The 23,261-nt window shown below is 43.9% G+C and carries 20 protein-coding genes; 8 read left to right on the top strand and 12 right to left on the bottom strand.

What is annotated here, in order from left to right:
• Positions 1-5 precede the first annotated feature (5 nt).
• The 10 genes from GSF13_RS21750 to rsmD form a co-directional block, all read right to left on the bottom strand.
• On the bottom strand, positions 6-842 hold the full coding sequence (locus GSF13_RS21750; protein ID WP_102057551.1) for a class I SAM-dependent methyltransferase: 837 nt from the start codon (positions 840-842) through the stop codon (positions 6-8).
• A gap of 100 nt (positions 843-942) precedes the next feature.
• Entirely contained in the window at positions 943-2,529 is a 1,587-nt protein-coding gene (purH, locus tag GSF13_RS21745; protein ID WP_174170610.1) for a bifunctional phosphoribosylaminoimidazolecarboxamide formyltransferase/IMP cyclohydrolase, read from the bottom strand.
• Between the two features lie 211 nt (positions 2,530-2,740).
• On the bottom strand, positions 2,741-3,031 hold the full coding sequence (fis, locus tag GSF13_RS21740) for a DNA-binding transcriptional regulator Fis (protein ID WP_010374122.1): 291 nt from the start codon (positions 3,029-3,031) through the stop codon (positions 2,741-2,743).
• Positions 3,032-3,076: 45 nt separating this feature from the next.
• Positions 3,077-4,042 carry a tRNA dihydrouridine synthase DusB gene (dusB, locus tag GSF13_RS21735; RefSeq protein ID WP_211867062.1) on the bottom strand — a complete coding sequence of 322 codons (966 nt, stop codon included), beginning with the start codon at positions 4,040-4,042 and terminating at the stop codon, positions 3,077-3,079.
• Between the two features lie 303 nt (positions 4,043-4,345).
• Positions 4,346-5,218, bottom strand: a complete 873-nt coding sequence (gene prmA, locus GSF13_RS21730) for a 50S ribosomal protein L11 methyltransferase (protein ID WP_211867060.1) — start codon at positions 5,216-5,218, stop codon at positions 4,346-4,348.
• 74 nt (positions 5,219-5,292) lie between these two features.
• Complete coding sequence (rpoD, locus tag GSF13_RS21725; protein ID WP_211867058.1) at positions 5,293-7,143, bottom strand: RNA polymerase sigma factor RpoD; 1,851 nt, start codon at positions 7,141-7,143, stop codon at positions 5,293-5,295.
• A 121-nt stretch (positions 7,144-7,264) separates the two neighbouring features.
• A complete protein-coding gene (gene dnaG / locus GSF13_RS21720; protein WP_010607191.1) occupies positions 7,265-9,004 on the bottom strand; it encodes a DNA primase in 1,740 nt (579 codons plus the stop codon).
• A gap of 177 nt (positions 9,005-9,181) precedes the next feature.
• Positions 9,182-9,628, bottom strand: coding sequence for a GatB/YqeY domain-containing protein (locus GSF13_RS21715; RefSeq protein ID WP_010607192.1), 447 nt, complete (start codon positions 9,626-9,628; stop codon positions 9,182-9,184).
• 20 nt (positions 9,629-9,648) lie between these two features.
• On the bottom strand, positions 9,649-9,864 hold the full coding sequence (gene rpsU / locus GSF13_RS21710) for a 30S ribosomal protein S21 (protein ID WP_010362466.1): 216 nt from the start codon (positions 9,862-9,864) through the stop codon (positions 9,649-9,651).
• 186 nt (positions 9,865-10,050) lie between these two features.
• Entirely contained in the window at positions 10,051-10,635 is a 585-nt protein-coding gene (gene rsmD / locus GSF13_RS21705; RefSeq protein ID WP_174170612.1) for a 16S rRNA (guanine(966)-N(2))-methyltransferase RsmD, read from the bottom strand.
• A 262-nt stretch (positions 10,636-10,897) separates the two neighbouring features.
• On the opposite strand from rsmD, the gene ftsY reads away from it, so the two are divergent.
• The 7 genes from ftsY to GSF13_RS21670 all read left to right on the top strand — a co-directional run bounded on the left by ftsY (position 10,898) and on the right by GSF13_RS21670 (position 18,658).
• A complete protein-coding gene (gene ftsY / locus GSF13_RS21700; protein WP_211867056.1) occupies positions 10,898-12,985 on the top strand; it encodes a signal recognition particle-docking protein FtsY in 2,088 nt (695 codons plus the stop codon).
• Positions 12,986-13,098: 113 nt separating this feature from the next.
• Positions 13,099-13,776, top strand: a complete 678-nt coding sequence (gene ftsE, locus GSF13_RS21695; protein ID WP_017218471.1) for a cell division ATP-binding protein FtsE — start codon at positions 13,099-13,101, stop codon at positions 13,774-13,776.
• Positions 13,773-14,759, top strand: a complete 987-nt coding sequence (ftsX, locus tag GSF13_RS21690) for a permease-like cell division protein FtsX (protein ID WP_010607197.1) — start codon at positions 13,773-13,775, stop codon at positions 14,757-14,759. The genes ftsE and ftsX overlap by 4 nt, the downstream gene beginning before the upstream one ends.
• Before the next feature lie 298 nt (positions 14,760-15,057).
• Complete coding sequence (rpoH, locus tag GSF13_RS21685) at positions 15,058-15,915, top strand: RNA polymerase sigma factor RpoH (protein ID WP_010374102.1); 858 nt, start codon at positions 15,058-15,060, stop codon at positions 15,913-15,915.
• A gap of 194 nt (positions 15,916-16,109) precedes the next feature.
• A complete protein-coding gene (locus tag GSF13_RS21680; RefSeq protein WP_029215903.1) occupies positions 16,110-16,823 on the top strand; it encodes a 1-acylglycerol-3-phosphate O-acyltransferase in 714 nt (237 codons plus the stop codon).
• Positions 16,823-17,158 (top strand): ribonuclease E inhibitor RraB, encoded by a 336-nt coding sequence (rraB, locus tag GSF13_RS21675; protein ID WP_128727710.1) that lies wholly within the window; start codon positions 16,823-16,825, stop codon positions 17,156-17,158. The genes GSF13_RS21680 and rraB overlap by 1 nt, the downstream gene beginning before the upstream one ends.
• A gap of 225 nt (positions 17,159-17,383) precedes the next feature.
• The gene (locus GSF13_RS21670) at positions 17,384-18,658 is read left to right on the top strand and encodes an HD domain-containing phosphohydrolase (protein ID WP_211867054.1); all 1,275 of its coding nucleotides are present in this window, start codon (positions 17,384-17,386) and stop codon (positions 18,656-18,658) included.
• On the opposite strand, the gene GSF13_RS21665 is transcribed toward GSF13_RS21670, so the two are convergent.
• Entirely contained in the window at positions 18,655-18,972 is a 318-nt protein-coding gene (locus GSF13_RS21665; protein WP_010374094.1) for a hypothetical protein, read from the bottom strand. The two genes, GSF13_RS21670 and GSF13_RS21665, sit on opposite strands and share 4 nt — an antisense overlap.
• A 373-nt stretch (positions 18,973-19,345) precedes the next feature.
• Between GSF13_RS21665 and GSF13_RS21660 the strand changes: the two genes are divergently transcribed.
• Complete coding sequence (locus GSF13_RS21660; RefSeq protein WP_102057547.1) at positions 19,346-20,602, top strand: outer membrane protein transport protein; 1,257 nt, start codon at positions 19,346-19,348, stop codon at positions 20,600-20,602.
• A gap of 46 nt (positions 20,603-20,648) precedes the next feature.
• Here GSF13_RS21660 and mutS read toward each other — a convergent pair whose 3' ends face one another.
• Positions 20,649-23,240 (bottom strand): DNA mismatch repair protein MutS, encoded by a 2,592-nt coding sequence (mutS, locus tag GSF13_RS21655; RefSeq protein WP_206473685.1) that lies wholly within the window; start codon positions 23,238-23,240, stop codon positions 20,649-20,651.
• Positions 23,241-23,261: the final 21 nt, after the last annotated feature.

The following is a 23,261-nucleotide window of genomic DNA, read 5'->3' as shown; positions in this document are numbered from 1 at the left end:
TCCTATTAAAGCTTTTTGAATTTTAAGGTCATGCGGTCGCTTTCCCCAATCGCTTTATATTGCGCTGCTTTTTCATCACCTAGCGCTAAGCGAGGTGGCAGAGTCCAGACGCCTTTTGGGTGATTGGCGCTGTCTAGTGGGTTGGCGTTAATGTCGCTGCTTGCAACTAATTCAAACCCAGCTTGCTTGGCGATATCAACAACATAACTTTGCTTCATATAACCTGACGACTTTTGATCATCAAGTTGACGGTGCTCAGGTAGGCGGTGTTCAACCACACCTAAAATGCCACCAGGTTTCAGTGCCTTATTAAACGCGTTGAACGCGCTAAGTACACCTTCATCCCCTTTACCCATGTACCAGTTATGTACGTTACGGAAGGTAAGTACCACGTCTGCACTGCCTTGTGGCGCAATATTACTGTGCGTCACTGGTGCAAATTCCGTGATCTTTACTTCACTATAGTCTGGGTTGGTTGCTACTTTTTCTTTGTAGCCTTTTAATGAGCGTTGATAGTAGCCAACATCTGAATCAGCAGGGAAGTGCGCTGCATAATAGGTGCCTTGACCTTTAACCAGCGGCGCTAAAATCTCACTATACCAACCACCACCAGGTGCAATTTCTACCACGGTCATTGATGGCTCAATGCCAAAAAAAGCAAGCGTTTCACTTGGGTGGCGATATTGGTCTCGGGCTCTATTGCTCTCAGCTCGATTGTCGCTAGCAACGGCTTTTGCAATCGCGCTTGGTACTGCTTGGCTGGAGTTAGATTCTGTCGCGTTACAGCCCACTAAAGTGGTAAATACTGCAGCAGCGATAAGAGATTTCATACCTAGATTCATCGTTAGCTTCCTTCATTCTGTTATGATTATGCTGTAGCCAGAATACTGGAAATTAGCTGAAACAAAAAGCGCGAAACTCATAAGTTTCGCGCTTTATTGATTAATGGCGGAAGTGGCGCATGCCGGTAAACACCATTGCCATTCCCGCTTCATCAGCGGCGGCAATCACCTCTTCATCACGCATTGAACCACCCGGCTGAATTACCGCAGTGATACCCGCAGCCGCAGCGGCGTCAATGCCATCACGGAATGGGAAGAACGCATCAGAAGCCATCACAGAACCCGGAACTTCTAGGTTTTCGTCTGCGGCTTTGATCCCTGCGATTTTTGCAGAGTATACGCGGCTCATTTGGCCTGCGCCCACACCAATAGTCATGCCATCACGGGCGTAAACAATCGCGTTGGACTTAACAAATTTAGCGACTTTCCAGCAGAACAGTAGATCTTTTAGTTCTTGCTCTGTAGGTTGACGTTTTGAAACCACCTTAAGGTCGTCCAAACCAACCATACCTTGGTCACGATCTTGTACTAAGATACCGCCATTAACACGCTTAATATCAGTACCTGTGGTTTTGTTTGACCACTGACCACATTCTAGTAAACGTACATTTTGCTTCGCAGCAACGATTTGTGCGGCTTCTTCTGATACGCTAGGTGCGATGATAACTTCAACAAACTGACGCGCTACGATGGCTTCCGCCGTGTCGCCGTCTAGCTCTCGGTTAAAGGCGATGATACCACCGAAGGCAGAAGTTGGGTCGGTCTTAAACGCGCGGTCATAGGCGGCAAGAATGTTTTCATCTACCGCAACACCACAAGGGTTTGCGTGTTTTACGATAACACAAGCCGGCTTATCAAACTCTTTAACACACTCAAGTGCGGCATCGGTATCAGCGATATTGTTATAAGACAGCGCTTTACCTTGAAGTTGTTTAGCCGTCGCGACGGATGCTTCTTCAATGTTGTTTTCAACATAGAAAGCAGCGTCTTGATGCGAGTTTTCACCGTAGCGCATATCTTGCTTCTTAGTGAATTGCATATTGATAGTGCGAGGGAATTTGGTTTCCTCTGCTGCTTCTTCCGTATAATCCGGAACCATTTTACCGAAGTAGTTGGCAATCATGCCGTCATACTGTGCGGTATGCTCGTAGGCCGCAATAGCAAGGTCGAAACGTGTCTTGTATGTTGTAGAGCCAGAGTTCGCCTTCATTTCTTCAATGACGCGGCTGTAGTCACTCGCATTTACAACAATGGTCACGTCTTTGTGGTTCTTAGCCGCAGCACGAACCATAGTTGGACCACCAATATCGATATTTTCGATTGCATCTTCTAGGCTACAGTCAGCTTTCGCAACAGTTTGTGCGAAGGGATATAAGTTGACTACTACCATATCGATTGCTGAAATATTGTTTTCAGTCATGACGTCTTCGTCTTGACCGCGACGTCCTAAGATACCGCCGTGCACTTTTGGGTGAAGCGTTTTAACGCGACCATCCATGATTTCTGGGTGGCCAGTGTAATCAGATACTTCTGTTACTTTAATGCCGTTGTCTGCAAGTAGTTTGCAAGTACCGCCAGTTGATAAAATTTCTACGCCTTGAGCTGCAAGTGCTGTGGCGAATTCAACGATACCGGTTTTATCTGACACGCTTAGTAGGGCGCGACGAATTGGACGATGTATATCCATGATGGTTCAGGTTTCCTCAATGATTAGTTAAGGGCTAGCTTAGAAAGCCGGTATTTTAGCGCATTATTGTTAAGATGACGATGTTAAAAGGCGAGATAAACATGAGAAAAGTGCGATATGAAAAGGATAAATGTCCGCTAGTTGCTGAATATTAAACAATAAAAAAGCACCCGAAGGTGCTTTTTTATCAACTAAATTTTACCAGCAATGCTTAGTTCATGCCGTATTTTTTTAGCTTCTTGCGAAGTGTGCCACGGTTGATACCTAAAAGGATCGCTGCACGAGTCTGGTTACCACGAGTATAAGTCATAACCTCTTCAAGTAGAGGTGCTTCAAGCTCAGAAAGAACTAACTCATAAACGTCTTGTACGTCTTGACCATTAAGCTGCTTTAGGTAGTGATGTACAGCTTTTTTAACTGCATCGCGCAAAGGTTGCGGTTTCTCTTGTGACTGAACATGAGCGTTAGTAATAAATGGAGAAGTCACATTTTGTTCGAACATCGTTATGTCTCTTTCTTAGTTAGCCTGAAGGATGAATAAATTCATTCACCCTAATGTTTCAAAATAGTCTTCTAATGCCTCGATTTGCGCTTCTGGCGTCTCCAAGGCATTGAATACTCGCCTAAATTGACCTTCTTGGTCATGGGCCTGCAAATACCAAGATACATGCTTGCGTGCGATGCGCGCTCCCATTGGCTCACCGTAGAATTGATGGAGATTTACTAAGTGCTCCATCAATATTGCTCGAACCTCTGCTATTTCAGGTTCTGACAAATGTTCACCGGTTCGCAAATAGTGGTCTATTTCTCGGAAAATCCAAGGACGACCTTGGGCGGCTCGACCAATCATAATGGCATCTGCGCCCGTGTATTCCAGCACCTGCTTCGCTTTTTCAGGAGACGTAATGTCACCATTTGCTATTACAGGAATAGATACTGAACGTTTAATTTCTCTGATCGTGGCGTATTCAGCTTCGCCCTTATACATACATGCTCTTGTACGGCCATGCACGGCTAGCGAAGCAATGCCTCGACGTTCAGCTATGCGAGCAATCTCAACACCGTTACGATTGTCTGTGTCCCATCCTGTACGGATTTTTAACGACACAGGTACGTCAACGGCAGCAACCACAGCGGTGACGATTTCGTCAACCAACTCTGGATATTGCAACAATGCTGAGCCTGCAAGCTTCTTGTTCACTTTCTTAGCGGGGCAGCCCATATTGATATCTATGATCTGCGCACCGTTTGCGACATTAAATTGTGCTGCTTGCGCCATCAACTCAGGATCTGCTCCTGCGATTTGTACCGAGCGAATGCCCGATTCACCGCTGTGATCCATGCGATTTTGCGACTTATCGGTTTTCCACACTTTTGGATTTGAAGACAACATTTCTGATACCGCAAGCCCAGCACCTAGACGTCGACACAGTTGTCGAAACGGTCTGTCGGTGATCCCAGCCATTGGTGCTACGATAAGATTGTTTTCAAGTTGGTATGGACCAATACGCACTACAGTTTAATCCGCCTTACCTCAAGGGGCGCTAAGTTTACGGTTTTTTTCGCAAAAATCAAAGGTTATAAATTGAACATAATTGCTTTTTTTTTGAACTTTATGGGTTGACATTTGATAACAACCTGAGAGCCCAGATAATTTGCACGAAATTTATGCAAAAACAATTTTAAAGGTACAATTTGAGCCGAAAATTTAAGCTGTGAAAAATGCGTAAAGCCTGTTAATTACAGGCTTTACCAGTTAAAACTTACTAACTTTCATTGACTCGCTGATACTTTTGTCAGCGTTACGTTAGCAGCCTTATTTTTTCACACCGCTGACGCGCGTCCATTCACCCTGTTGAGTAATGTTGTCTAGCTTTAAAAATGGCGCATAAACATCCGCAACAGATTGCGCTTGCTCTTCTAAAATACCAGACATGGCGATGGCACCTTTGTCGCCCAAGAAGCCGAGAATGATTTCGTGTAGCTCTCTCAGCGGCTGTGCAAGAATATTAGCAACAACGATATCAGCACTGAATTGCGGCTGATTTTCAGGTAAATACACTTCTAGTTTATCTGCAACGCCATTGCGCTCGGCATTATCGCGGCTTGCGATAAGCGCTTGTGGATCGATATCAATACCAATCACACGCTCAGCGCCTAATTTGATTGCTGCGATGCCTAAAATCCCAGAGCCACAGCCAAAATCAACGACCGTTTTGCTGCTGAGGTCTTGTTGTTCTAACCATTGCAGGCAAAGTGCGGTTGTGGCATGGGTACCAGTACCAAATGCAAGACCAGGATCCAGTAGCACATTGACGGCATTGGGATTTGGCACATCACGCCAGCTTGGGCAAATCCATAATCTCTCGCCAAACTTAATTGGGTGGAAATTATCCATCCACTCGCGTTCCCAGTCTTTGTCTTCTAGCTGTTCAAGCTTGTAGTTTAACGGCTTGTTATATTGTGACTGGACAAAGTCAACGACTGCTTGCATATCATGATTCGCTTCAAATAAACCGATCACCGTTGTCTCAGGCCATAAGATGACTTCGCCAGGTTTTGGTTCGTAAACGGGATTGTTTTTACTATCCATGAATGTGACAGACGGACAACCGACATCCATAAGCATATCGCTTAACGCATCGGCATCGGCTTTATCTGAATAAATTCGGATTTGGATCCAAGCCATGTGTGTATACCTATTTAATCCAATTACTATAAAAAAGGCCGCTGAATAGCGGCCTTAATCTTATTTGCTACTTTTTAGCCCTTAACGTCTAAAAAGCTCTTTAATAGATCTGAGCGAGAAGGGTGGCGCAGCTTACGTAGTGCTTTAGCTTCAATCTGACGAATACGCTCACGTGTAACATCAAACTGTTTACCCACTTCTTCTAACGTGTGGTCTGTATTCATATCGATACCAAAACGCATACGTAGTACTTTAGCTTCACGAGCTGTAAGACCTGCCAGTACTTCGTTGGTCGCGCCACGAAGACTTTCCATCGTTGCTGAATCAATCGGCGACTCGATAGTTGTGTCTTCGATAAAGTCACCAAGATGTGAATCTTCATCATCACCAATTGGCGTCTCCATTGAGATTGGCTCTTTGGCGATCTTTAACACTTTGCGGATCTTGTCTTCAGGCATCATCATACGTTCTGCCAATTCTTCAGGACTTGGCTCTCGGCCCATTTCCTGTAGCATTTGACGAGAGATACGATTCAGTTTGTTGATTGTTTCAATCATATGCACTGGAATACGGATAGTTCTTGCCTGGTCCGCAATTGAGCGAGTAATCGCCTGACGGATCCACCACGTTGCGTATGTTGAAAACTTGTAACCACGACGGTATTCAAATTTATCAACCGCTTTCATCAGACCGATGTTACCTTCTTGGATTAGATCCAAGAACTGCAGACCACGGTTGGTATACTTTTTAGCGATTGAAATTACAAGACGTAAGTTCGCTTCAACCATTTCTTTCTTCGCACGGCGAGCTTTTGCTTCACCAATACTCATGCGACGGTTGATGTCTTTAATACGCTCAATGCTAAGGCCAGTGCTATCTTCAAACGCTTTAAGCTTGTTAACACAACGCTCGATTTCAGGTTTTACTTCAGCAAGTTTTACTGAGTGTTTTTCACCTGATGCAATTTCAGCATCGATCCATGCGGTATCGGTTTCGTTATTAGCAAAGTGCTTAACGAAAACCTTTTTTGGTACCTTGGCAATTTGAACTGCTTGTTTCATGATGATGCGTTCTTGAACACGCACTTTATCCATCATGTCGCGCATGTTATTTACCATGCGGTCAAATTGCTTAGGAACTAACTTGAAAGTACGGAAGTGATCACCGATTTCCTGAATTGCAGCTTTCGCATCTGGGTGCGAGCGACCTTTACTTTCAAAAATTTCTCGCGCGGCATTGTACAGCGTACGAAGATGTTCAAAATGCTCGCGAGCTTCTTCAGGATCTGGGCCAGAATCGCCTTCTTCTGAGTCGTCATCGTCATCATCTTCATCATCATCTTCGTCATCCAAGTCTTCATCACTTAGCTCAGAACCGATGTGTGTTGCTGAAATTGGTGCTTCGTTTTCCTCGACAGCATTAGGATCAAAGAAACCAGAAACAATGTCGCTTAGGCGCATTTCTTCCGCTTCGTACTTGTCCCATTGTTCTAGAAGATAAGTAATGGCTTCAGGGTATTCTGCAACAGAAATCTGTACTTGGTTGATCCCTTCTTCGATACGCTTAGCGATTTGGATTTCGCCTTCACGAGTTAGAAGTTCAACCGTACCCATTTCACGCATGTACATACGAACAGGGTCAGTTGTGCGGCCAATTTCTTTTTCTACTGTTGCTAAAGCCGCAGCTGCCGCTTCCGCAGCATCCTCATCTGTTGTTGTTTCTTGCATCATCAACTCGTCAGCATCAGGCGCGTTTTCAGAGACCTGAATACCCATATCGTTGATCATGCTGATGATATCTTCTACCTGATCTGAGTCTATGATGTCTTGTGGAAGATGATCGTTAACTTCTGCAAAAGTTAAATAACCTTGCTCTTTACCTTTCTGAATCAGAAGTTTGAGTTGTGACTGAGGAGATTGATCCATAGAGAAATTTGCTTCCACTCTGAAAAGTTGATACAACAGGCGCCAGCTATTTAACAGCTAAATTTTGATGACGCAGTGAATAGAACATTATAGCACCGAAAATTGCTATTGACTAGAACTTCTACTGTTTAAGCGCTTGGGTAAGGAGTGCGCATTCTAGCCGCTCATCATTTGTTAGGCCTTCGGTTTTCTCCTTTATTAATAGGGTCTCTAGGCGATAATTTAAACACTGATCTTCAATAAATTGAAAAGTATTTTTAAATTCGTCTTCTAGCCTATCTTCAGCAACGCCATGTTGCCACACCGCAAGCTTTTTCAAGGCATCGAATTCAGCTTGGTCGCGATAATGTTCAAGTAACTGCGCTGTGTTTATTTGCGGGTTATCGTGACATAACATTTGTAAGCTCAGTAGCAGCTGAATACCTGGGATCGCCATTTCACCGAGTTCAGGCATATACTCAACCGTTTGCGCAAGCTGTGGATGTTGGAGCAGTAAGCCAATCGCTCGACGCATTGGCGTGACTTTAAATTGGCGCTCAATTTTATTCTGCTGTTTGTTACTTGCCAATTTAGCACTAAGTTGCTCACGAGTACGACCAATTAATCTAGCTAAGGTAGTTAACAAACTCTCTTGGTAGTAATCACTGGGTATTTTGCTGATCAGTGGAATGGCATCGGTAAGCAGCTTGGATTTGCCTGCATCATTTGTAAGGTCGCATTGCTCGCGTAATTTGGTAAACAATACTTGCGTATAATCGGTTGCCGTGTCCAGCCGCGCTTCAAAGGCGTCTTTGCCTTCTTGCTGTACTAATGAGTCTGGATCTTCACCATCAGGTAAAAAGACAAACTGTAGAGACTTACCGTCTTTTAAGTTAGGTAAAGCATGGTCAAGTGCACGCCAAGCCGCATCGCGGCCAGCTCTGTCACCGTCATAGCAGCATATCACTCTGTTGGTATTTCGAAACAAAGTTTGCATATGTTCAGCTGTGGTTGCAGTGCCTAACGCGGCAACGGCGTAATCAATGCCTTTTTCTGCAAGGGCAACGACGTCCATATAGCCTTCCACAATCAACACTTTATCTAATTGCTTGTGGGCTTGTTTAGCTTCATAAAAACCATAAAGTTCGAAACTTTTATGGAAAATGCGTGTTTCAGGCGAGTTTAGATATTTAGGGCCTTGATCTGCACCCATTATCCTTCCGCCAAATGCGATGACACGACCACGTTTATCACGAATAGGGAACATCAAGCGATCGCGGAAGAAGTCAAATTGGCGGCCAGCTGACTTTTCTGATGCTAATTTCAAATCAAGTAGCTGTTGTTTGTGCTCAGGCTTGCGGGCTATTTGATTACACAATGATTCCCATTCAGGTGGTGCATAACCAATCATAAACTTTTGTACAGTTTCGCCACTCAGGCCGCGGCCTTTTACGTAGTCAATTACTTGAGTGGCATTGCTATGGTGTTTTAACTGATGCTGGTAAAACTTAGCGGCTTGGAGCATTAAGTCATAGTCAGACTTTTTTTCTTCCATTGAACGCTGCGGCCCTTGCGGGGCGTTTTCGCGTGGTACTTCTAAGTTTAATAGGGCGGCTAGTTCTTCAATGGCATCGACAAACTCAAGCTTGTCGTATTCCATTAAGAAGGAAATTGCGTTGCCATTGGCACCACAGCCGAAGCAATGGTAAAACTGTTTATCACGTGACACGGTAAATGAAGGTGTTTTCTCATTGTGAAATGGACAGCAGGCTTGGTAGTCTTTTCCTGCTTTTTTCAATCCCACACGACCGTCTATGAGCTCGACAATGTCCGCTCTTGCGAGCAAGTCATCAATAAACTGTCTAGGGATTTTGCCTTTCATTTAAGTTCCGAAGTTGTATTAGTGAGTGAGCGCATTATATCAAGTAGCAACGAGAAAAAATCAACTTAATTCAATTAAGGTATCTTATTAGCGCTGCATTGATACGCATGACGCCTAAAACGAAGAAACCGAGCACTAGGCTCGGTTCACTTATCAATCATACAATTGTATGTGGGCTTAAGCGGTAAGTCTTTGCTTAATTAAACCAGAGACTTTACCCATATCAGCACGACCTTCAGCTTCTGCTTTAATCGCACCCATTACTTTGCCCATGTCTTGCATGCCTGACGCACCAGTTTGTGCAATCACGGCATCAATTAGCTCGACAAGTTCATCTTCGCTAAGTGGCTTAGGAAGGAATGTCTCAAGTACGCTAATTTCGTTAGCTTCGATATCAGCTAAGTCTTCACGCCCTGCATCTTTATACTGGGTATAAGAATCGCGACGCTGCTTAACCAATTTAACTAAAACCGCAGTAATGCCTGCGTCGTCTAGTGTAGTTTGGTTGTCGATTTCTCGCTGTTTAATTTCAGCAAGTACCGCACGAATCGCGCCAAGACGAAGTTTCTCTTTGGCTTTCATCGCTTCTTTTTGCGCGTCTTTTAGCGTAACTAATAAGCTCATTGATACAAGACCAATACTGATTAGTATAATTTAACGCGACGTGCGTTTTCGCGAGAAAGCTTCTTCATGTGACGCTTAACCGCTGCAGCTTTTTTGCGCTTACGCTCAGCAGTTGGCTTCTCGTAGTGCTCGCGACGACGAACTTCAGAAAGGATACCTGCTTTTTCACATGAACGTTTGAAACGACGTAGTGCAACGTCAAACGGCTCGTTTTCTCTTACTTTAATTACTGGCATTAAAAATTCACCTACCTAATTAATGAGCTTAGCTCTATCTGGCTAAAAACTAGCCAATTGGTTCAAAAATGGTGCGGTATTGTAATCTGAAGCAAGACCGCATGTAAAGCCTAAATTATAGCTAAAAACACCAGCCCTGTCATGTCATACGCTAGCGGCTGTTTTTTCATTCTTTATGAGGGAATTTCAGCGCTGATACAGGCGGCAGATCACTTGTCCTGCATGCTTTTCTTTAATCACTTGCCAATTTTCTGGTGTTTCAGGCTGTGCCTCTTGTTCAAATTCAACATAGATGAGTGCTTCTTCGCTGAGCCAAGATTGTGACTCAAGTAAGGCACAACAAGGAGTCACAAGCTCTTTGCGAAAGGGTGGGTCAATAAAAACCAAGTCATATTGCTGTTGCTTAAGGTTATTTGCCAGCATGGTTAACGCGTCGGTATTAATGATTTCAACGTTATCCAGTTTGAGTAAAGTTGCATTATTGCTAAGCTGCGTCGCCGCGGTTTTATCCAGTTCGATAAAAGTTCCGCTTGCAGCGAAGCGTGAAATGGCCTCAAATCCTAGACTGCCAGCACCAGCAAAGCAATCGAGTACTTTTGCGTCTCTTACGTCCTGCATGAGCCAATTAAAAACGGTTTCTTTCATTCTATCTGTTGTTGGTCTTAATCCCGCAACATCATGAACTGGTAATTTGCGACCTTTATGCTTACCACTGATCAGGCGGATGAAACCAGACTGTTTGGTATTTGACTTAGGCTTAGATTTTCTCATAGCGACGTAATTTGCTTCTTTATTAAAGGTTCTTGGTGTCAGGATTTTTCATCCTTACGGAACATGGTACACTTGCACGCAATTTTGTCTAAGCACTAAGGTTGCCATCCTCGGCTTGCCTTTCGAGCCCAAAATTAAGTGTGATATCAATCCAAGTAAAAGCAATAAGCTGATGCGGATTGGCGTTTTCGAGTATGGTAGCAAGATCATCAACATTTTGCTTTGGGTTTATGCAATTTATCTAACACGGTCATAAGTGAATATGGGAAAGAAAAACAAATTTTTATCTTGGTTGGGCTTTGGTAAATCCGATAAAGAGCAACAAGAAGCTGAACGCCAAGAACAGTTAGCAAAAGAACAAGCTGAGCGTGAGGAAGCAGAACTTCAGGCACAACTTGCGAAAGAACAAGCTGAGCGTGAGGAAGCAGCACGCCAAGAACAGTTAGCGAAAGAACAAGCCGAGCGTGAAGAAGTAGAACGCCAAGAACAGTTAGCAAAGGAACAAGCTGAGCGTGAGGAAGCAGCACGCCAAGAACAGTTAGCGAAAGAACAAGCTGAGCGTGAAGAGGCTGAGCATCAGGAACAATTAGCAAAAGAACAAACTGAACGTGAAGAGGCCGAACGTCAGGCGCAACAAGCAAAAGAACAAGCTGAGCGTGAGGAAGCAGAACGTCAGGCGCAATTAGCGAAAGAACAAGCTGAGCGTGAGGAAGCAGAACTTCAGGCACAACTTGCGAAAGAACAAGCTGAGCGTGAGGAAGCAGCACGCCAAGAACAGTTAGCGAAAGAACAAGCCGAGCGTGAAGAAGTAGAACGCCAAGAACAGTTAGCAAAGGAACAAGCTGATCGTGAAGAAGCAGAACGTCAGGCGCAACAAGCAAAAGAACAAGCTGAGCGTGAGGAAGCAGCACGCCAAGAACAGTTAGCGAAAGAACAAGCCGAGCGAGAGGAAGCCGAACGTCAGGCACAATTAGCGAAAGAACAAGCTGAGCGTGAAGAAGCAGAACGTCAGGCACAATTAGCGAAAGAGCAAGCTGAGCGTGAAGAAGCAGAACATCAGGCACAGCTAGTTAAAGAACAAGCCGAGCGTGAGGAAGCAGAACGCCAAGAACAGTTAGCTAAAGAACAAGCTGAGCGTGAAGAGGCAGAACGTCAGGCACAATTAGCAAAAGAACAAGCTGAGCGTGAGGAAGCAGAACGCCAAGAACAGTTAGCCAAAGAGCAAGCTGAGCGTGAAGAGGCAGAACGCCAGGCGCAATTAGCGAAAGAACAAGCTGAGCGTGAAGAGGCAGAGCGCCAGGCGAAATTAGCGAAAGAACAAGCTGAACGTGAAGAGGCAGAACATCAGGCACAGCTAGTTAAAGAACAAGCCGAGCGTGAAGAGGCAGAGCGTCAAGCACAATTAGCTCAAGAACAAGAAAAGCCGAAAAAAGAAGGTTTCTTCTCCCGCCTTAAAAAAGGCTTGTTGAAAACCAAGGCCAATATCGGCTCAGGCTTTGCTTCGGTATTCAAAGGCAAGAAAATCGATGATGAGCTGTTCGAAGATCTAGAAACGCAATTGCTAACGGCTGATATTGGTGTTGAAACCACGATGAAGCTGATAGATAACCTGACTGATGCCGCTGATAGAAAGCAGTTAAAAGACGGTGAAGCTTTATATGATCTAATGAAAAAAGAAATGTCAGAGATCTTAAAAACGGCTGAGCAACCGCTTGAGATCCCTGCCGATAAGAAACCTTTTGTTATCTTAATGGTCGGCGTAAATGGCGTTGGTAAAACGACAACAATCGGTAAGCTTGCCAAACAGTTTCAAAGCGAAGGTAAATCTGTCATGTTGGCGGCTGGCGATACTTTCCGCGCGGCTGCGGTAGAGCAGTTGCAGGTATGGGGTGAAAGAAACAGTATCCCTGTTGTTGCCCAGCACACAGGTGCTGATTCTGCGTCGGTGGTATTTGATGCCTTCCAAGCCGCTAAAGCGAGAAATATCGATGTATTAATAGCGGATACAGCGGGTCGATTACAAAATAAAGATAACCTAATGCAAGAGCTTGAGAAGATAGCTCGAGTAATGAAAAAGTTAGACCCAGACGCGCCACATGAAGTGATGTTGACGATTGATGCCGGAACTGGTCAGAATGCGATTAGCCAGGTAAAACTGTTTAATCAAGCGGTTGGCTTAACTGGTATCACGTTAACTAAGCTTGATGGTACAGCCAAAGGTGGGGTTATCTTTGCTGTGGCGGATCAGTTTAAGGTGCCAATTCGATATATCGGTGTAGGTGAAGGCATTGATGACTTACGCACCTTTAAGAGTGATGATTTTATCGAGGCATTGTTCAGTCAAGAATAAATAGAGACATCAGTTGCAATAAAGCGGGCAAATTTGCCCGCTTTATTCGATTGCCGAATTGCTACAATGCCACGGACTGAGTGTCATGGTTAAAATAAGTATAAGAGGCCAACATGATTAAATTTGAGCAAGTGAGCAAAACTTATCCTGGTGGGCACAAAGCACTGGAAAAAGTGAGCTTTGAACTTGCAAATGGAGAACTCGCATTTTTAACCGGCCACAGTGGCGCTGGTAAAAGTACATTATTAAAGTTGGTTAGCGTGATGGAAAGGCCATCAGCAGGCCGTGTCTACATTAATGGTGTCGATCTCAATACGGTATCTAACCGGCAAGTTCCTTTTGTTCGCCGAGATATTGGGATTATTTTTCAAAACCACCGCCTACTCGAACGTTACAGCGTATTTGATAACGTCGCACTACCTTTAGTTATTGAAGGTACTCACCATAAACAGATCACCAAAAGAGTACATGCCGCTCTGGACAAGGTGGGTTTGCTTGATAAAGCAAAGTGCCATCCGAGTGTGTTATCTGGAGGTGAACAGCAACGTGTTGGCATAGCAAGAGCGATTGTTAACTCGCCGCCTTTGCTGCTTGCAGATGAACCTACGGGGAACTTAGACCCAGAACTATCGATGGAAATTCTGAACCTATTTGAAGAATTTAATCGCCGTGGTACATCCGTTCTTATCGCTACTCATGATTTGGGGTTAATAGCACGTATGAAATACCGTAGCTTCACGCTTAATCAAGGACGCATGCTACAAGATCCGCTAGCGGAGGACACGCTATGAGTTTGCTGTTTAAAGGACGGGGAAATCAGGCTGAACAGAGTAAAAAATCGATATTTCATCATTTTTACTTTTTTTGTTTGATGATTATTCGTCAAGGTGTACAGAGCCTTGGGGAAATGTGGCGTACGCCAATGGCCTCTTTAATGACTATTCTAGTTTTGGGACTCAGCCTGACATTGCCCGCGACGCTTTATGTGGTAGTGAAAAATGTACAGCAGGTAAGTAGCGGGTTTAAAGAGGCATCTGAAATATCATTGTTCGTTAAAGATGAAATGACAGAAGCACAGACACAAACCTTGGTGAAGCGGCTTGCACTCTATCCAGAAATAGAAAAAGTAGTACTGATTAGTAAAAGCCAAGCTCTGGACGAGTTTAAGTCAATGTCAGGCTTTGGTCAGGCGCTTAACTATTTAGAAGAAAACCCGCTGCCCAATGTTGTGTTGGTAACGCCTGTTAGTCGTTTTAGAAAACCACAAGCCGCAACTGAGCTTCTTACTAAACTTGAAAAAGAACGTGAGGTCGAGTTTGGTAAGCTGGATATTGAATGGCTAGAGCGCCTAAATGCACTACTGGGGTTACTAAAAGAAAGTGTGATCACCGTGGGGTTTCTTTTGCTTAGCGCCGTTATCTTGATTATTGGAAATACCATACGCTTATCCATCATGGACAAGAAAGAAGAAATTCAAGTGCTAAAACTGGTGGGAGCGACCAATACCTTTATTCAGGCTCCGTTTCTTTGGACTGGTGTATGGTATGGGATAGTCGGTGGTTTGGTTGCCTTTATCTGTGTTGGCCTTATGTTGTGGTGGCTGGAGTCAGCTGTATCTACAGTTGTTGGGGTATATCAAAGCAACTTTGTGCTTCAGGGAATGGCAGGGAATGAACTTTTAGTGCTACTTGGCACTGCAATTACTTTAGGGTTTGTAGGCTCTTTTCTTTCTGTACACCGTTATATCAAAGAGATTGAACCTGAAAAGGTATGATTTAACGCTACAAACACCAATCGACTGCTAAAGTGTAGCAGTCGGTTGCCAATTACTATCAGATTTTAGCACTCAAACAATCAGAACTAATTAAATTTAGCACTGTCATAAAAAAATAATATCGTAAAAAGAAGCCTAGTTAATTCAATATTTTTAATATTATTCAGCAGGTTATATTTTATTTTTGAAGTTCTTCTAAAAAGGTTGATTTTAAAAATCAGATAAAGTAGATTGCATTTAGCACTCTAGATGTTAGAGTGCTAAATATACACGAAACGGTTTATCACTGAGGTGAAACATGACTAAAGATTTATACGCATTAGCACTAACTGGGCAGCAAAGCGCAAGCGTTGAAGGTTACCTTCAATCTGTAAGCACAATACCTATGCTTGGCGCTGAGGAAGAGAAAAAACTTGCGACACGTCTTCAGGAAGAAGGGGATCTTAACGCGGCTAAGCAACTCATTATGTCTCATTTGAGATTTGTTGCTCACATCGCAAAAAGTTATTCGGGCTATGGCCTACCTCAGGCTGATTTAATCCAAGAAGGAAATATTGGGTTGATGAAAGCAGTAAAGCGTTTTGACCCAAGCGTGGGTGTGCGCCTTGTTTCTTTTGCGGTACATTGGATTAAAGCAGAAATCCATGAATATGTATTAAAGAACTGGCGTATTGTTAAAGTTGCGACGACAAAAGCGCAGCGTAAATTATTCTTCAATCTACGCAAAAATAAAAAGCGTTTAGGTTGGTTTAACCAAGACGAAGTGACAACGGTTGCAAACGAGCTTGGTGTAAGTGAGAAAGAAGTTCGCGAGATGGAGTCTCGTATGGCAGGCCAAGATATGGGCTTTGACCTATCTGCTGACGATGATGAAAGCCAAGCGGGTAACTTCTCTCCAGTACAGTATTTAACAGACACAAGTAGCGACCTTGCCGAAGAAGTTGAGCAAGAACAGTGGCAAGAGCAGTCACATAATCGCCTATTTGCAGCACTGAAAACGCTTGATGAACGCTCTCAAGATATCGTAAGTGCACGTTGGCTTGCTGACGAAAAAGCAACATTACAAGATCTTGCTGAGAAATATAGCGTGTCGGCAGAGCGTGTACGCCAGCTAGAAAAGTCAGCAATGAAAAAGCTGCAAAACGCAATGAGCTAAATTTTGCAAAAATGATAAATCGTGTGTCAAATGCCGCTACTCAGCGGCATTTTTATTTTCTATAAATAGATCAGTATCTTAACTATCATACTCTGAGATTCCTCTGGTAGCCTCTAAACTATCATCATTTTGAGCTTACAAGTGTTCGCTTATTTTACTATAATGCGCAAGATTTTAATTCTGGAGTGGTTAAATTGATTGCCATTATACGAATTCTCTTATTAACAGTGTTTATCATTGTTAGTGGTATTTGCGGATTGTTATTGTGCATTGTGCGCCCTTTTCATGCTAACAATGTGCACACGATAGCCAAATGGTATGGCTATATGTCAAAGTTGATAGGCGTTGAGTTGGTGATAACGCAGCATGAAAATGCCAAGCATGTTGTCCCCGCGATGTATGTTGCAAATCACCAAAATAATTATGATCTCTTTACGCTGCCGGCCGTGGTGCCAAAAAACACCGTCAGCATGGGAAAAAAAAGTTTAAAGTGGATCCCGTTTTTTGGACAAATGTATTGGCTATCTGGCAACATTTTGATTGATAGAGCCAATCGTTCTAAAGCCTTAGGAACACTGACCAAATCAGCAAAAAAAATCACCGAGTCAAAACTATCGGTTTGGATGTTCCCTGAAGGGACCAGAAGCTATGGTCGCGGTTTGTTGCCATTTAAAACCGGGGCATTTCACACCGCAATGAGCGCCAATGTGCCTATTATCCCAGTATGTATGAGTTCAACGCATGAGCAGATAAAGCTCAATCGTTGGAATAATGGTAAGGTCTATATCGACATGCTAGAACCGGAATATTTAGACCCTGAAGTGCCAGCAAGGGATCACGCTGCTCAGATCCATGCTAAAATGGCTCAAAGAATAGCTGAATTAGATGCAAAAGCGAGATTAAAATAATGGAAAACTGGCGTGAGATAAGTGAAGACATCGTTTCTTCATTGCTAGAAGACGGTTCAAACCCTGAAACGCTTTATGAAGTAGAACATCACTTTGTAAGTGAGGATTTTGACAAGCTGGAAGCAGCAGCATTAGCGGCATTTAAATTGGGCTATGATGTTGAAGAACCAGCAGAGCTTGAGCTCGAAGACGGCGGTAAAATTTGGGGCTTTGATGTTGTAGTAGAAGCCGAACTGGATACCGACGTTATCATGGAAGACGTAGACAAGTTAGAAAAGGTTGCACTAGACGCTGACGTTGAATACGACGGCTGGGGAACTTATTTCCAAGAATAGCAACTGTATAAAACCCAGCATGTATATGGTGTTGGGTTTCCCCTTCTGCAACACTTCATAAATACCTCAAATTAAATCACTTAATTAAGTAAACTGGTATAACAAGCGTTTCTGAGTGGTTGTAATTTCACCATACCTTTGTGTGAATTTAATCTGAATAGATGGTGTTTCACCTCATTCAATGGTATTAATATTCATTGGCTAACTACGTAGTGTAAGCGATTCATGCAGATTGTCCTCCCAATTGAAGATCTTAGACCTGGCATGTTTGTGGATAATGTTCACAAGCATAAGTCTGACGCGGGTATTAAGATCAAATCTCGGGGAATGGTCAGAGATGAAGCCATCATTCAAAAGCTGATTGACAAAGGAGTACTGGAGCTCACTATAGACTTTACGCAGAGCGATATTCCTGTACCACAGAAATACCAGCAGCCAGCAGAACCGGTCACTGAAGCGCCACAAGCCCCTGAAGAACCTGCCGCCAAAAATGGCATGGATGGCAGTCTTTCCACCGCTCGCAGCAAACCAAAATCCAAAGCCAAAACGGTGAGTAAAGAACAAACTTTGCAGCAAGAATTTGCGGTTGCGATGCAAAAGTTTGAAAAGAATAACCGTCAGATCCAAAGCCTCTATGGAGATGTAACATCGGGTTTGAAGGTCGATATGAGCCTCATCAATGAGGTAAGTAAAGACATCGTCGATTCGGTACTGCGTAATTCAAATGCGATGGCGATTTTAACTCGGATCAAAGACAAAGATGCCTACAATTGGCGTCATATGACCAACTGCGCCATTCTGATCACCGTATTTGCCAAGCACCTCGGTTTGCAACATCACATTATTGAACAGTTAGCCATGGGGGCGATGTTGCATGACATTGGTCACGCTAAGTTACCGCAAGGGCTGATCAATAAGCCGGGCAATTTTACCGATCTTGAGTATCGTGCGGTCAAAAAACATGTGGCACAGTCTTTAGGGTTGAGCAAAGGTGAGTCTGGGATCACGCCTATTATGCTGGACATGATCATCAACCATCATGAACGCTTAGATGGTACAGGTTATCCGAGAGGGATTAAAGACGACGCACTCAGCACCGCGGCAAGAATGATGGCGATTGTGGATGTATACGACGCCATAACCTCAGATCAGCACCACAAAGAGGCTGATGAACCAATTAATGCGTTACGTTTTTTACTGTCGAGTAAAAAGCAATTTGATCCTATTTTAGTGCAGCGTTTTATTAAGTGTATGGGGGTTCACCCCGTAGGGACTATTGTTAAACTGACCAACGAGCGATTAGGATTGGTACTAGAAGGCAATAAGCATGCACCAACCGCACCTCTTGTACGTGTGTTTTACAATACCAAACATCTCCACCATGTTACGGCAAAAGATTTGGATTTAAGCGAGTCAGAGATAAAAGTGATCGCAAGTGTCAGGCCGCTTGATTATCAAATTAACCTCTCACGATTGCTAAGAGATCAATTACTGATTTAAGGTTTGGATTGCGCGACAGGGAAGAAAGCGTTTTTACAGCGTCTTTTGAGATTTTGCCATCTAGCAGAGAGCATCGCGCCAGTCATACAGCTTGCCATCATTAATATCCACAGTAATGTTCCCTTTTCCGAATGTAACGCCGCACAGCTTAGCAGCAGTGATAGCAGCGCTGCAACAATAGCACCTAACCAGTATTGACTGACCGGGTTATCGCACTCTCCCGCGTGGCGACAGGCACAGTAGTTTGCTTTACACAGGCAATATACGCTGAGACCGCAAAATACCAATGCGCAAACGATTAATGCTATCGACATGTTGTTCTCCTTAGCACGATTAACACACTGAATGACTCATACTCAGATTGAAGAGTGTATATAAGGGATGAAGGTACGTCAATGATATTGGTAATTATTATCATTTGATAATTTATCTCATCCGATGAGTTTACAAAGTGCGTAATTTGTTCGTTATATGTTCACTTAATCAACGAAAAGTCGCAAAAAAGGAGATTTCTACTCCACTTTTAGGTAGGGTGTCATGAATTTATTATTCTGCCAATTTGGTGGGTGTGTGGCATAGCTGGATATTGGCTAGGTGAGCAAGGTCAAAGTGAGGCTGCGCAGTGTTACTCGAATTGGTTTTTTTAACCATTACTCAGGAAATGGTTAGTTCACAGGGGATTAGAGTATGAACAAAGTATTATTAGGTCTTATCGCATCAGGTGCGATTTTATCGTCATCACAAGCACTAGCTGCCGCCTTCCAACTTGCGGAACAAAACGTCTCTGGCCTTGGTCGTGCTTATGCGGGTGAAGCATCTGCAGCCGACGATGCGTCAGTGGTTGCACGTAATCCAGCATTGATGGGTAAGCTATCAGGCACGCAATTATCAGTAGCAGCTATGTATGTTCAACCGGACGTAAGCCTGACGGGAACAGGTACTAGCAATGGTATCCCTGCATCAGCGTTAAATGACAACAGCATCGCACCAAGTGCTATTATTCCTGCTATTTATGCAACGCACAAATATAACGACCAATGGTCGATTGGTGCTGGTATCTATTCACAGTTTGGTCTATCTACAGAATTCGATAAGGATTATGTTGCAGGTCAAATCGCGGGTGAAACTGAAATTAAGACCGTTAACTTAGGTATTTCTGCTGCTTACCAAATTGATGAGCAATGGAGCGTAGCGTTTGGTATTAATGAAGTTTATGCCGATGCTAAAATCGTTCGTAACCTTGGTGCGACAACGACAGGTTTGCCAGCCAGTACTCAGGCGGTACACTTAGAAGGTGACGATTATGGCTTTGGTTGGAACCTAGGCGTTGCTTATCAAATCGATGAAAACAACCTAATCGGCTTCCATTACCGCAGTGAAACAGATATCACATTTGATGGTCACTTTAGTAACGACTTACCAGCAGCGATGGGCGGCTTGAATGGCGCGTCACTACCAGGTTCAGTGGATGTAACGTTACCTGCGATTGCTGAGATCTCAGGTTCTCATAAATTAAACCAAGAAACCTCACTACACTACAGCGTACTTTGGACAGGTTGGAATAGTTTTGATGAACTTGAAGCTGTAGTTGGTAACGCAGGTTCAGTATTCACTAAAGAAGAGAATTTCTCTAATTCATTACGTTTTGCAGTTGGCGCTGACTATCAGCTTAGTAATGCGGTGAAACTACGTGCAGGTATGGCATATGATGAGTCACCAGCGGATGAAAACCATCTATCTATCTCAATTCCTGATACAGACCGTACTTGGTACTCATTTGGTGCGGAGTATACACTTGCTAACCAAGCAACTGTAGATTTCGGGATCAGTGTTTTAAGAGGTAAAACACAAACTTTCACTGAAGCTGACAGATTCAGTGAGTGGGGCTATCGCTCTAAAGGCCATGCGATGATCTTTGGTCTTCAGTATAACCACAAGTTCTAATTATGAGAGAACATTAAAAAAGCGGCTTTTAGCCGCTTTTTACTTTCTATAGCATAGATTTAAGTTGATATAGCAAAGCATGAGCTTGCTTTGGTGTCATATCATCGGGATCCATATCTGCAAGTAGCGCTTCAACCTCAGAAGGCTCATTGGCAAGCATTAAGCTCTGCTGTACAGGTGCGGCTACATGAACAGGCTTATCGCCAACGACACTCTGATGTTGCTCTAACAAAGCGAGTTTCTGTTTCGCTAACTTAATCACTGCTTTTGGCACGCCGGCAAGACTTGCTACCTGTAAACCAAAACTCTTACTTGCAGCCCCTTCCATCACTGTGTGTTTGAAGGCAATAGTATCGTTATGTTCAACGGCATCCAAATGCACATTAACAAGGCCTGCTTGCTGCTCAGCCAATTCGGTTAACTCAAAATAATGAGTAGCAAACAGTGTTTTTGCTGCAATTTTGCTGGCGAGATAATCCGCTGTCGCATAAGCGAGTGATAAACCGTCATAGGTGCTTGTCCCACGACCAATTTCGTCCATTAGCACCAATGATTGGGCGGTTGCATTGTTTAAAATGGTTGCAGTTTCGGTCATTTCAACCATAAAGGTTGAGCGCCCAGAGGCAAGGTCATCACTGGCACCAATGCGAGTAAAAATACGATCGACAATTCCGATGGTGGCTGCGCTTGCCGGTACATAGCTGCCAATATGCGCCATCAACACAATTAACGCGGTTTGACGCATATAGGTCGATTTACCACCCATATTTGGTCCAGTAATAATGAGCATTTTACGTTCATCGTTGAGTTTTACTGGGTTGGCAATGAATGGTTCTTTACTTACTTGTTCTACGACTGGGTGGCGACCATCCACTAAATCAATTTCAGTGCCCTCGGTAAGCGTGGGCTTGCAATAGTCTAGTGTCTGAGCACGTTCGGCTAAGGTGTTTAATACGTCCAGATCGGCAAGCGCTGCAGCCATGACTTGCAATTGTTCAATATAAGGAGCGATGAGTTCAAAGAGCTCTTCATATAGGCGCTTTTCAAGTGCTAGTGCTTTCGATTGGCTACCAAGCACTTTGTCTTCATGTTCTTTTAGCTCAGGAATAATGTAGCGTTCGTTATTTTTCAGTGTTTGTCTGCGAATGTATTCCGCAGGCACTAAGTGCGAATTGGCCCGGCTGATCTCAATATAAAATCCGTGAACGCGGTTATACCCAATTTTTAATGTCGAGATCCCTGTGCGTTCGCGCTCTCTTTCTTCAAGTTTTTCTAAAACATCCGTGGCACCTGCGCTTAATGCGCGTAGCTCGTCAAGCTCTGCATTGTAGCCCTGTGCTATTACTCCACCATCACGAATGAGAACAGGGGGATTGTCGATAACCGCTCGTTCTAACAAATCTTGTAACTTAGGTAATGCAGGTGAATGGCTAATAATAGACTGAAGTCTCGTATCCGTCGCATCTTGTAAAATATCATGCAGTGGCGGTAACGCTTGTAATGCACTTCTTAAGCGCGTTAGATCACGCGGACGAGCGGTAAATAACGCTAACCGGGCTACGACTCGTTCAATATCGCCAATGTGTTTTAGTGCATCGTAAACTTCCATACATAGTTGTTGTTCGATAAGGCTCGCAATCGCATTGAGTCGAGCATTGAGCTCTTTGCGTTCGCGCACGGGCGTATGAATGCGGCGTTTTAGTAAGCGCGAACCCATGGCTGTTGAAGACTTATCTAAAATCTGCGCTAAGGTGTTTTCAACACCGCCAGAGAGGTTTAGAGTTAGCTCTAAGTTTTTGCGCGTCGCGGCATCTAAGATCACCGCGTGCTCATTCTTTTCGAGCGTGATCGCACGAATATGAGGTAATGCAGTGCGTTGCGTGTCTTTCACGTATTGCATGACACAACCCGCGGCGATTAAACCCATATTGGCATTGTCGACACCAAAACCGACTAAGTCGCGGGTTGCAAACTGCTGACAAAGTAAATGCTTTGCTGTGTCTAAATCAAACTCCCAATCTGGACGGCGACGACTGCCTTTAATGCTTTCTAGCACTAAAAGGTTCTGAAATGATTCTGGATATAACAATTCTGCGGGCTGCAAGCGCTGTAGCGTGGAATTAAGTGCTTCGTCAGTCTGTAGCTCTACGATATTAAATCGGCCCGAGTTAATATCAAGATAGGCAACGCCATAACCTAAGTTTTTTGGATGTTGGTAGACCGCCGCAAGTAAATTATCTTGGCGTTCTTGCAATAGTGCTTCGTCGGTGACGGTACCTGGAGTAACAATACGCACAACTTTACGTTCTACAGGACCTTTACTGGTCGCTGGGTCGCCAACTTGCTCACAAATAGCAACAGATTCACCCAGTTGTACCAAGCGAGCTAAGTAGTTTTCAACTGCATGATAGGGAACACCTGCCATTGGAATTGGATTGCCACCGGCTTTACCGCGATAGGTTTGAGATATATCGAGAAGCTGCGCCGCTCTGATAGCATCGTCAAAGAAGAGTTCATAAAAGTCGCCCATGCGATAGAACAGCAAGATTTCTTGATGCTGAGCTTTAATTCGCAGGTATTGCTGCATCATTGGGGTTTGTTGGTTTATAGTGTGTTCTGAATATAGATCTGACGACATTGTTGATACCTAAAAGGTTTT

This window comes from Pseudoalteromonas sp. M8 (assembly GCF_018141365.1).
In the GTDB taxonomy this organism is placed as follows: domain Bacteria; phylum Pseudomonadota; class Gammaproteobacteria; order Enterobacterales; family Alteromonadaceae; genus Pseudoalteromonas.
The sequence above is the reverse complement of the archived record's forward strand: the minus strand, read 5'-3'. Positions and strand labels throughout refer to the sequence as shown.

Coding starts and splice junctions, on each gene's coding strand:
- GSF13_RS21750 (WP_102057551.1), bottom strand. CDS start 842: ATGAATCTAGGTATGAAATCTCTTATCGCTGCTGCAGTATTTACCACT.
- purH (WP_174170610.1), bottom strand. CDS start 2,529: ATGGATATACATCGTCCAATTCGTCGCGCCCTACTAAGCGTGTCAGAT.
- fis (WP_010374122.1), bottom strand. CDS start 3,031: ATGTTCGAACAAAATGTGACTTCTCCATTTATTACTAACGCTCATGTT.
- prmA (WP_211867060.1), bottom strand. CDS start 5,218: ATGGCTTGGATCCAAATCCGAATTTATTCAGATAAAGCCGATGCCGAT.
- rpoD (WP_211867058.1), bottom strand. CDS start 7,143: ATGGATCAATCTCCTCAGTCACAACTCAAACTTCTGATTCAGAAAGGT.
- dnaG (WP_010607191.1), bottom strand. CDS start 9,004: ATGAAAGGCAAAATCCCTAGACAGTTTATTGATGACTTGCTCGCAAGA.
- GSF13_RS21715 (WP_010607192.1), bottom strand. CDS start 9,628: ATGAGCTTATTAGTTACGCTAAAAGACGCGCAAAAAGAAGCGATGAAA.
- rpsU (WP_010362466.1), bottom strand. CDS start 9,864: ATGCCAGTAATTAAAGTAAGAGAAAACGAGCCGTTTGACGTTGCACTA.
- rsmD (WP_174170612.1), bottom strand. CDS start 10,635: ATGAGAAAATCTAAGCCTAAGTCAAATACCAAACAGTCTGGTTTCATC.
- ftsY (WP_211867056.1), top strand. CDS start 10,898: ATGGGAAAGAAAAACAAATTTTTATCTTGGTTGGGCTTTGGTAAATCC.
- ftsE (WP_017218471.1), top strand. CDS start 13,099: ATGATTAAATTTGAGCAAGTGAGCAAAACTTATCCTGGTGGGCACAAA.
- ftsX (WP_010607197.1), top strand. CDS start 13,773: ATGAGTTTGCTGTTTAAAGGACGGGGAAATCAGGCTGAACAGAGTAAA.
- rpoH (WP_010374102.1), top strand. CDS start 15,058: ATGACTAAAGATTTATACGCATTAGCACTAACTGGGCAGCAAAGCGCA.
- rraB (WP_128727710.1), top strand. CDS start 16,823: ATGGAAAACTGGCGTGAGATAAGTGAAGACATCGTTTCTTCATTGCTA.
- GSF13_RS21670 (WP_211867054.1), top strand. CDS start 17,384: ATGCAGATTGTCCTCCCAATTGAAGATCTTAGACCTGGCATGTTTGTG.
- GSF13_RS21665 (WP_010374094.1), bottom strand. CDS start 18,972: ATGTCGATAGCATTAATCGTTTGCGCATTGGTATTTTGCGGTCTCAGC.
- GSF13_RS21660 (WP_102057547.1), top strand. CDS start 19,346: ATGAACAAAGTATTATTAGGTCTTATCGCATCAGGTGCGATTTTATCG.
- mutS (WP_206473685.1), bottom strand. CDS start 23,240: ATGTCGTCAGATCTATATTCAGAACACACTATAAACCAACAAACCCCA.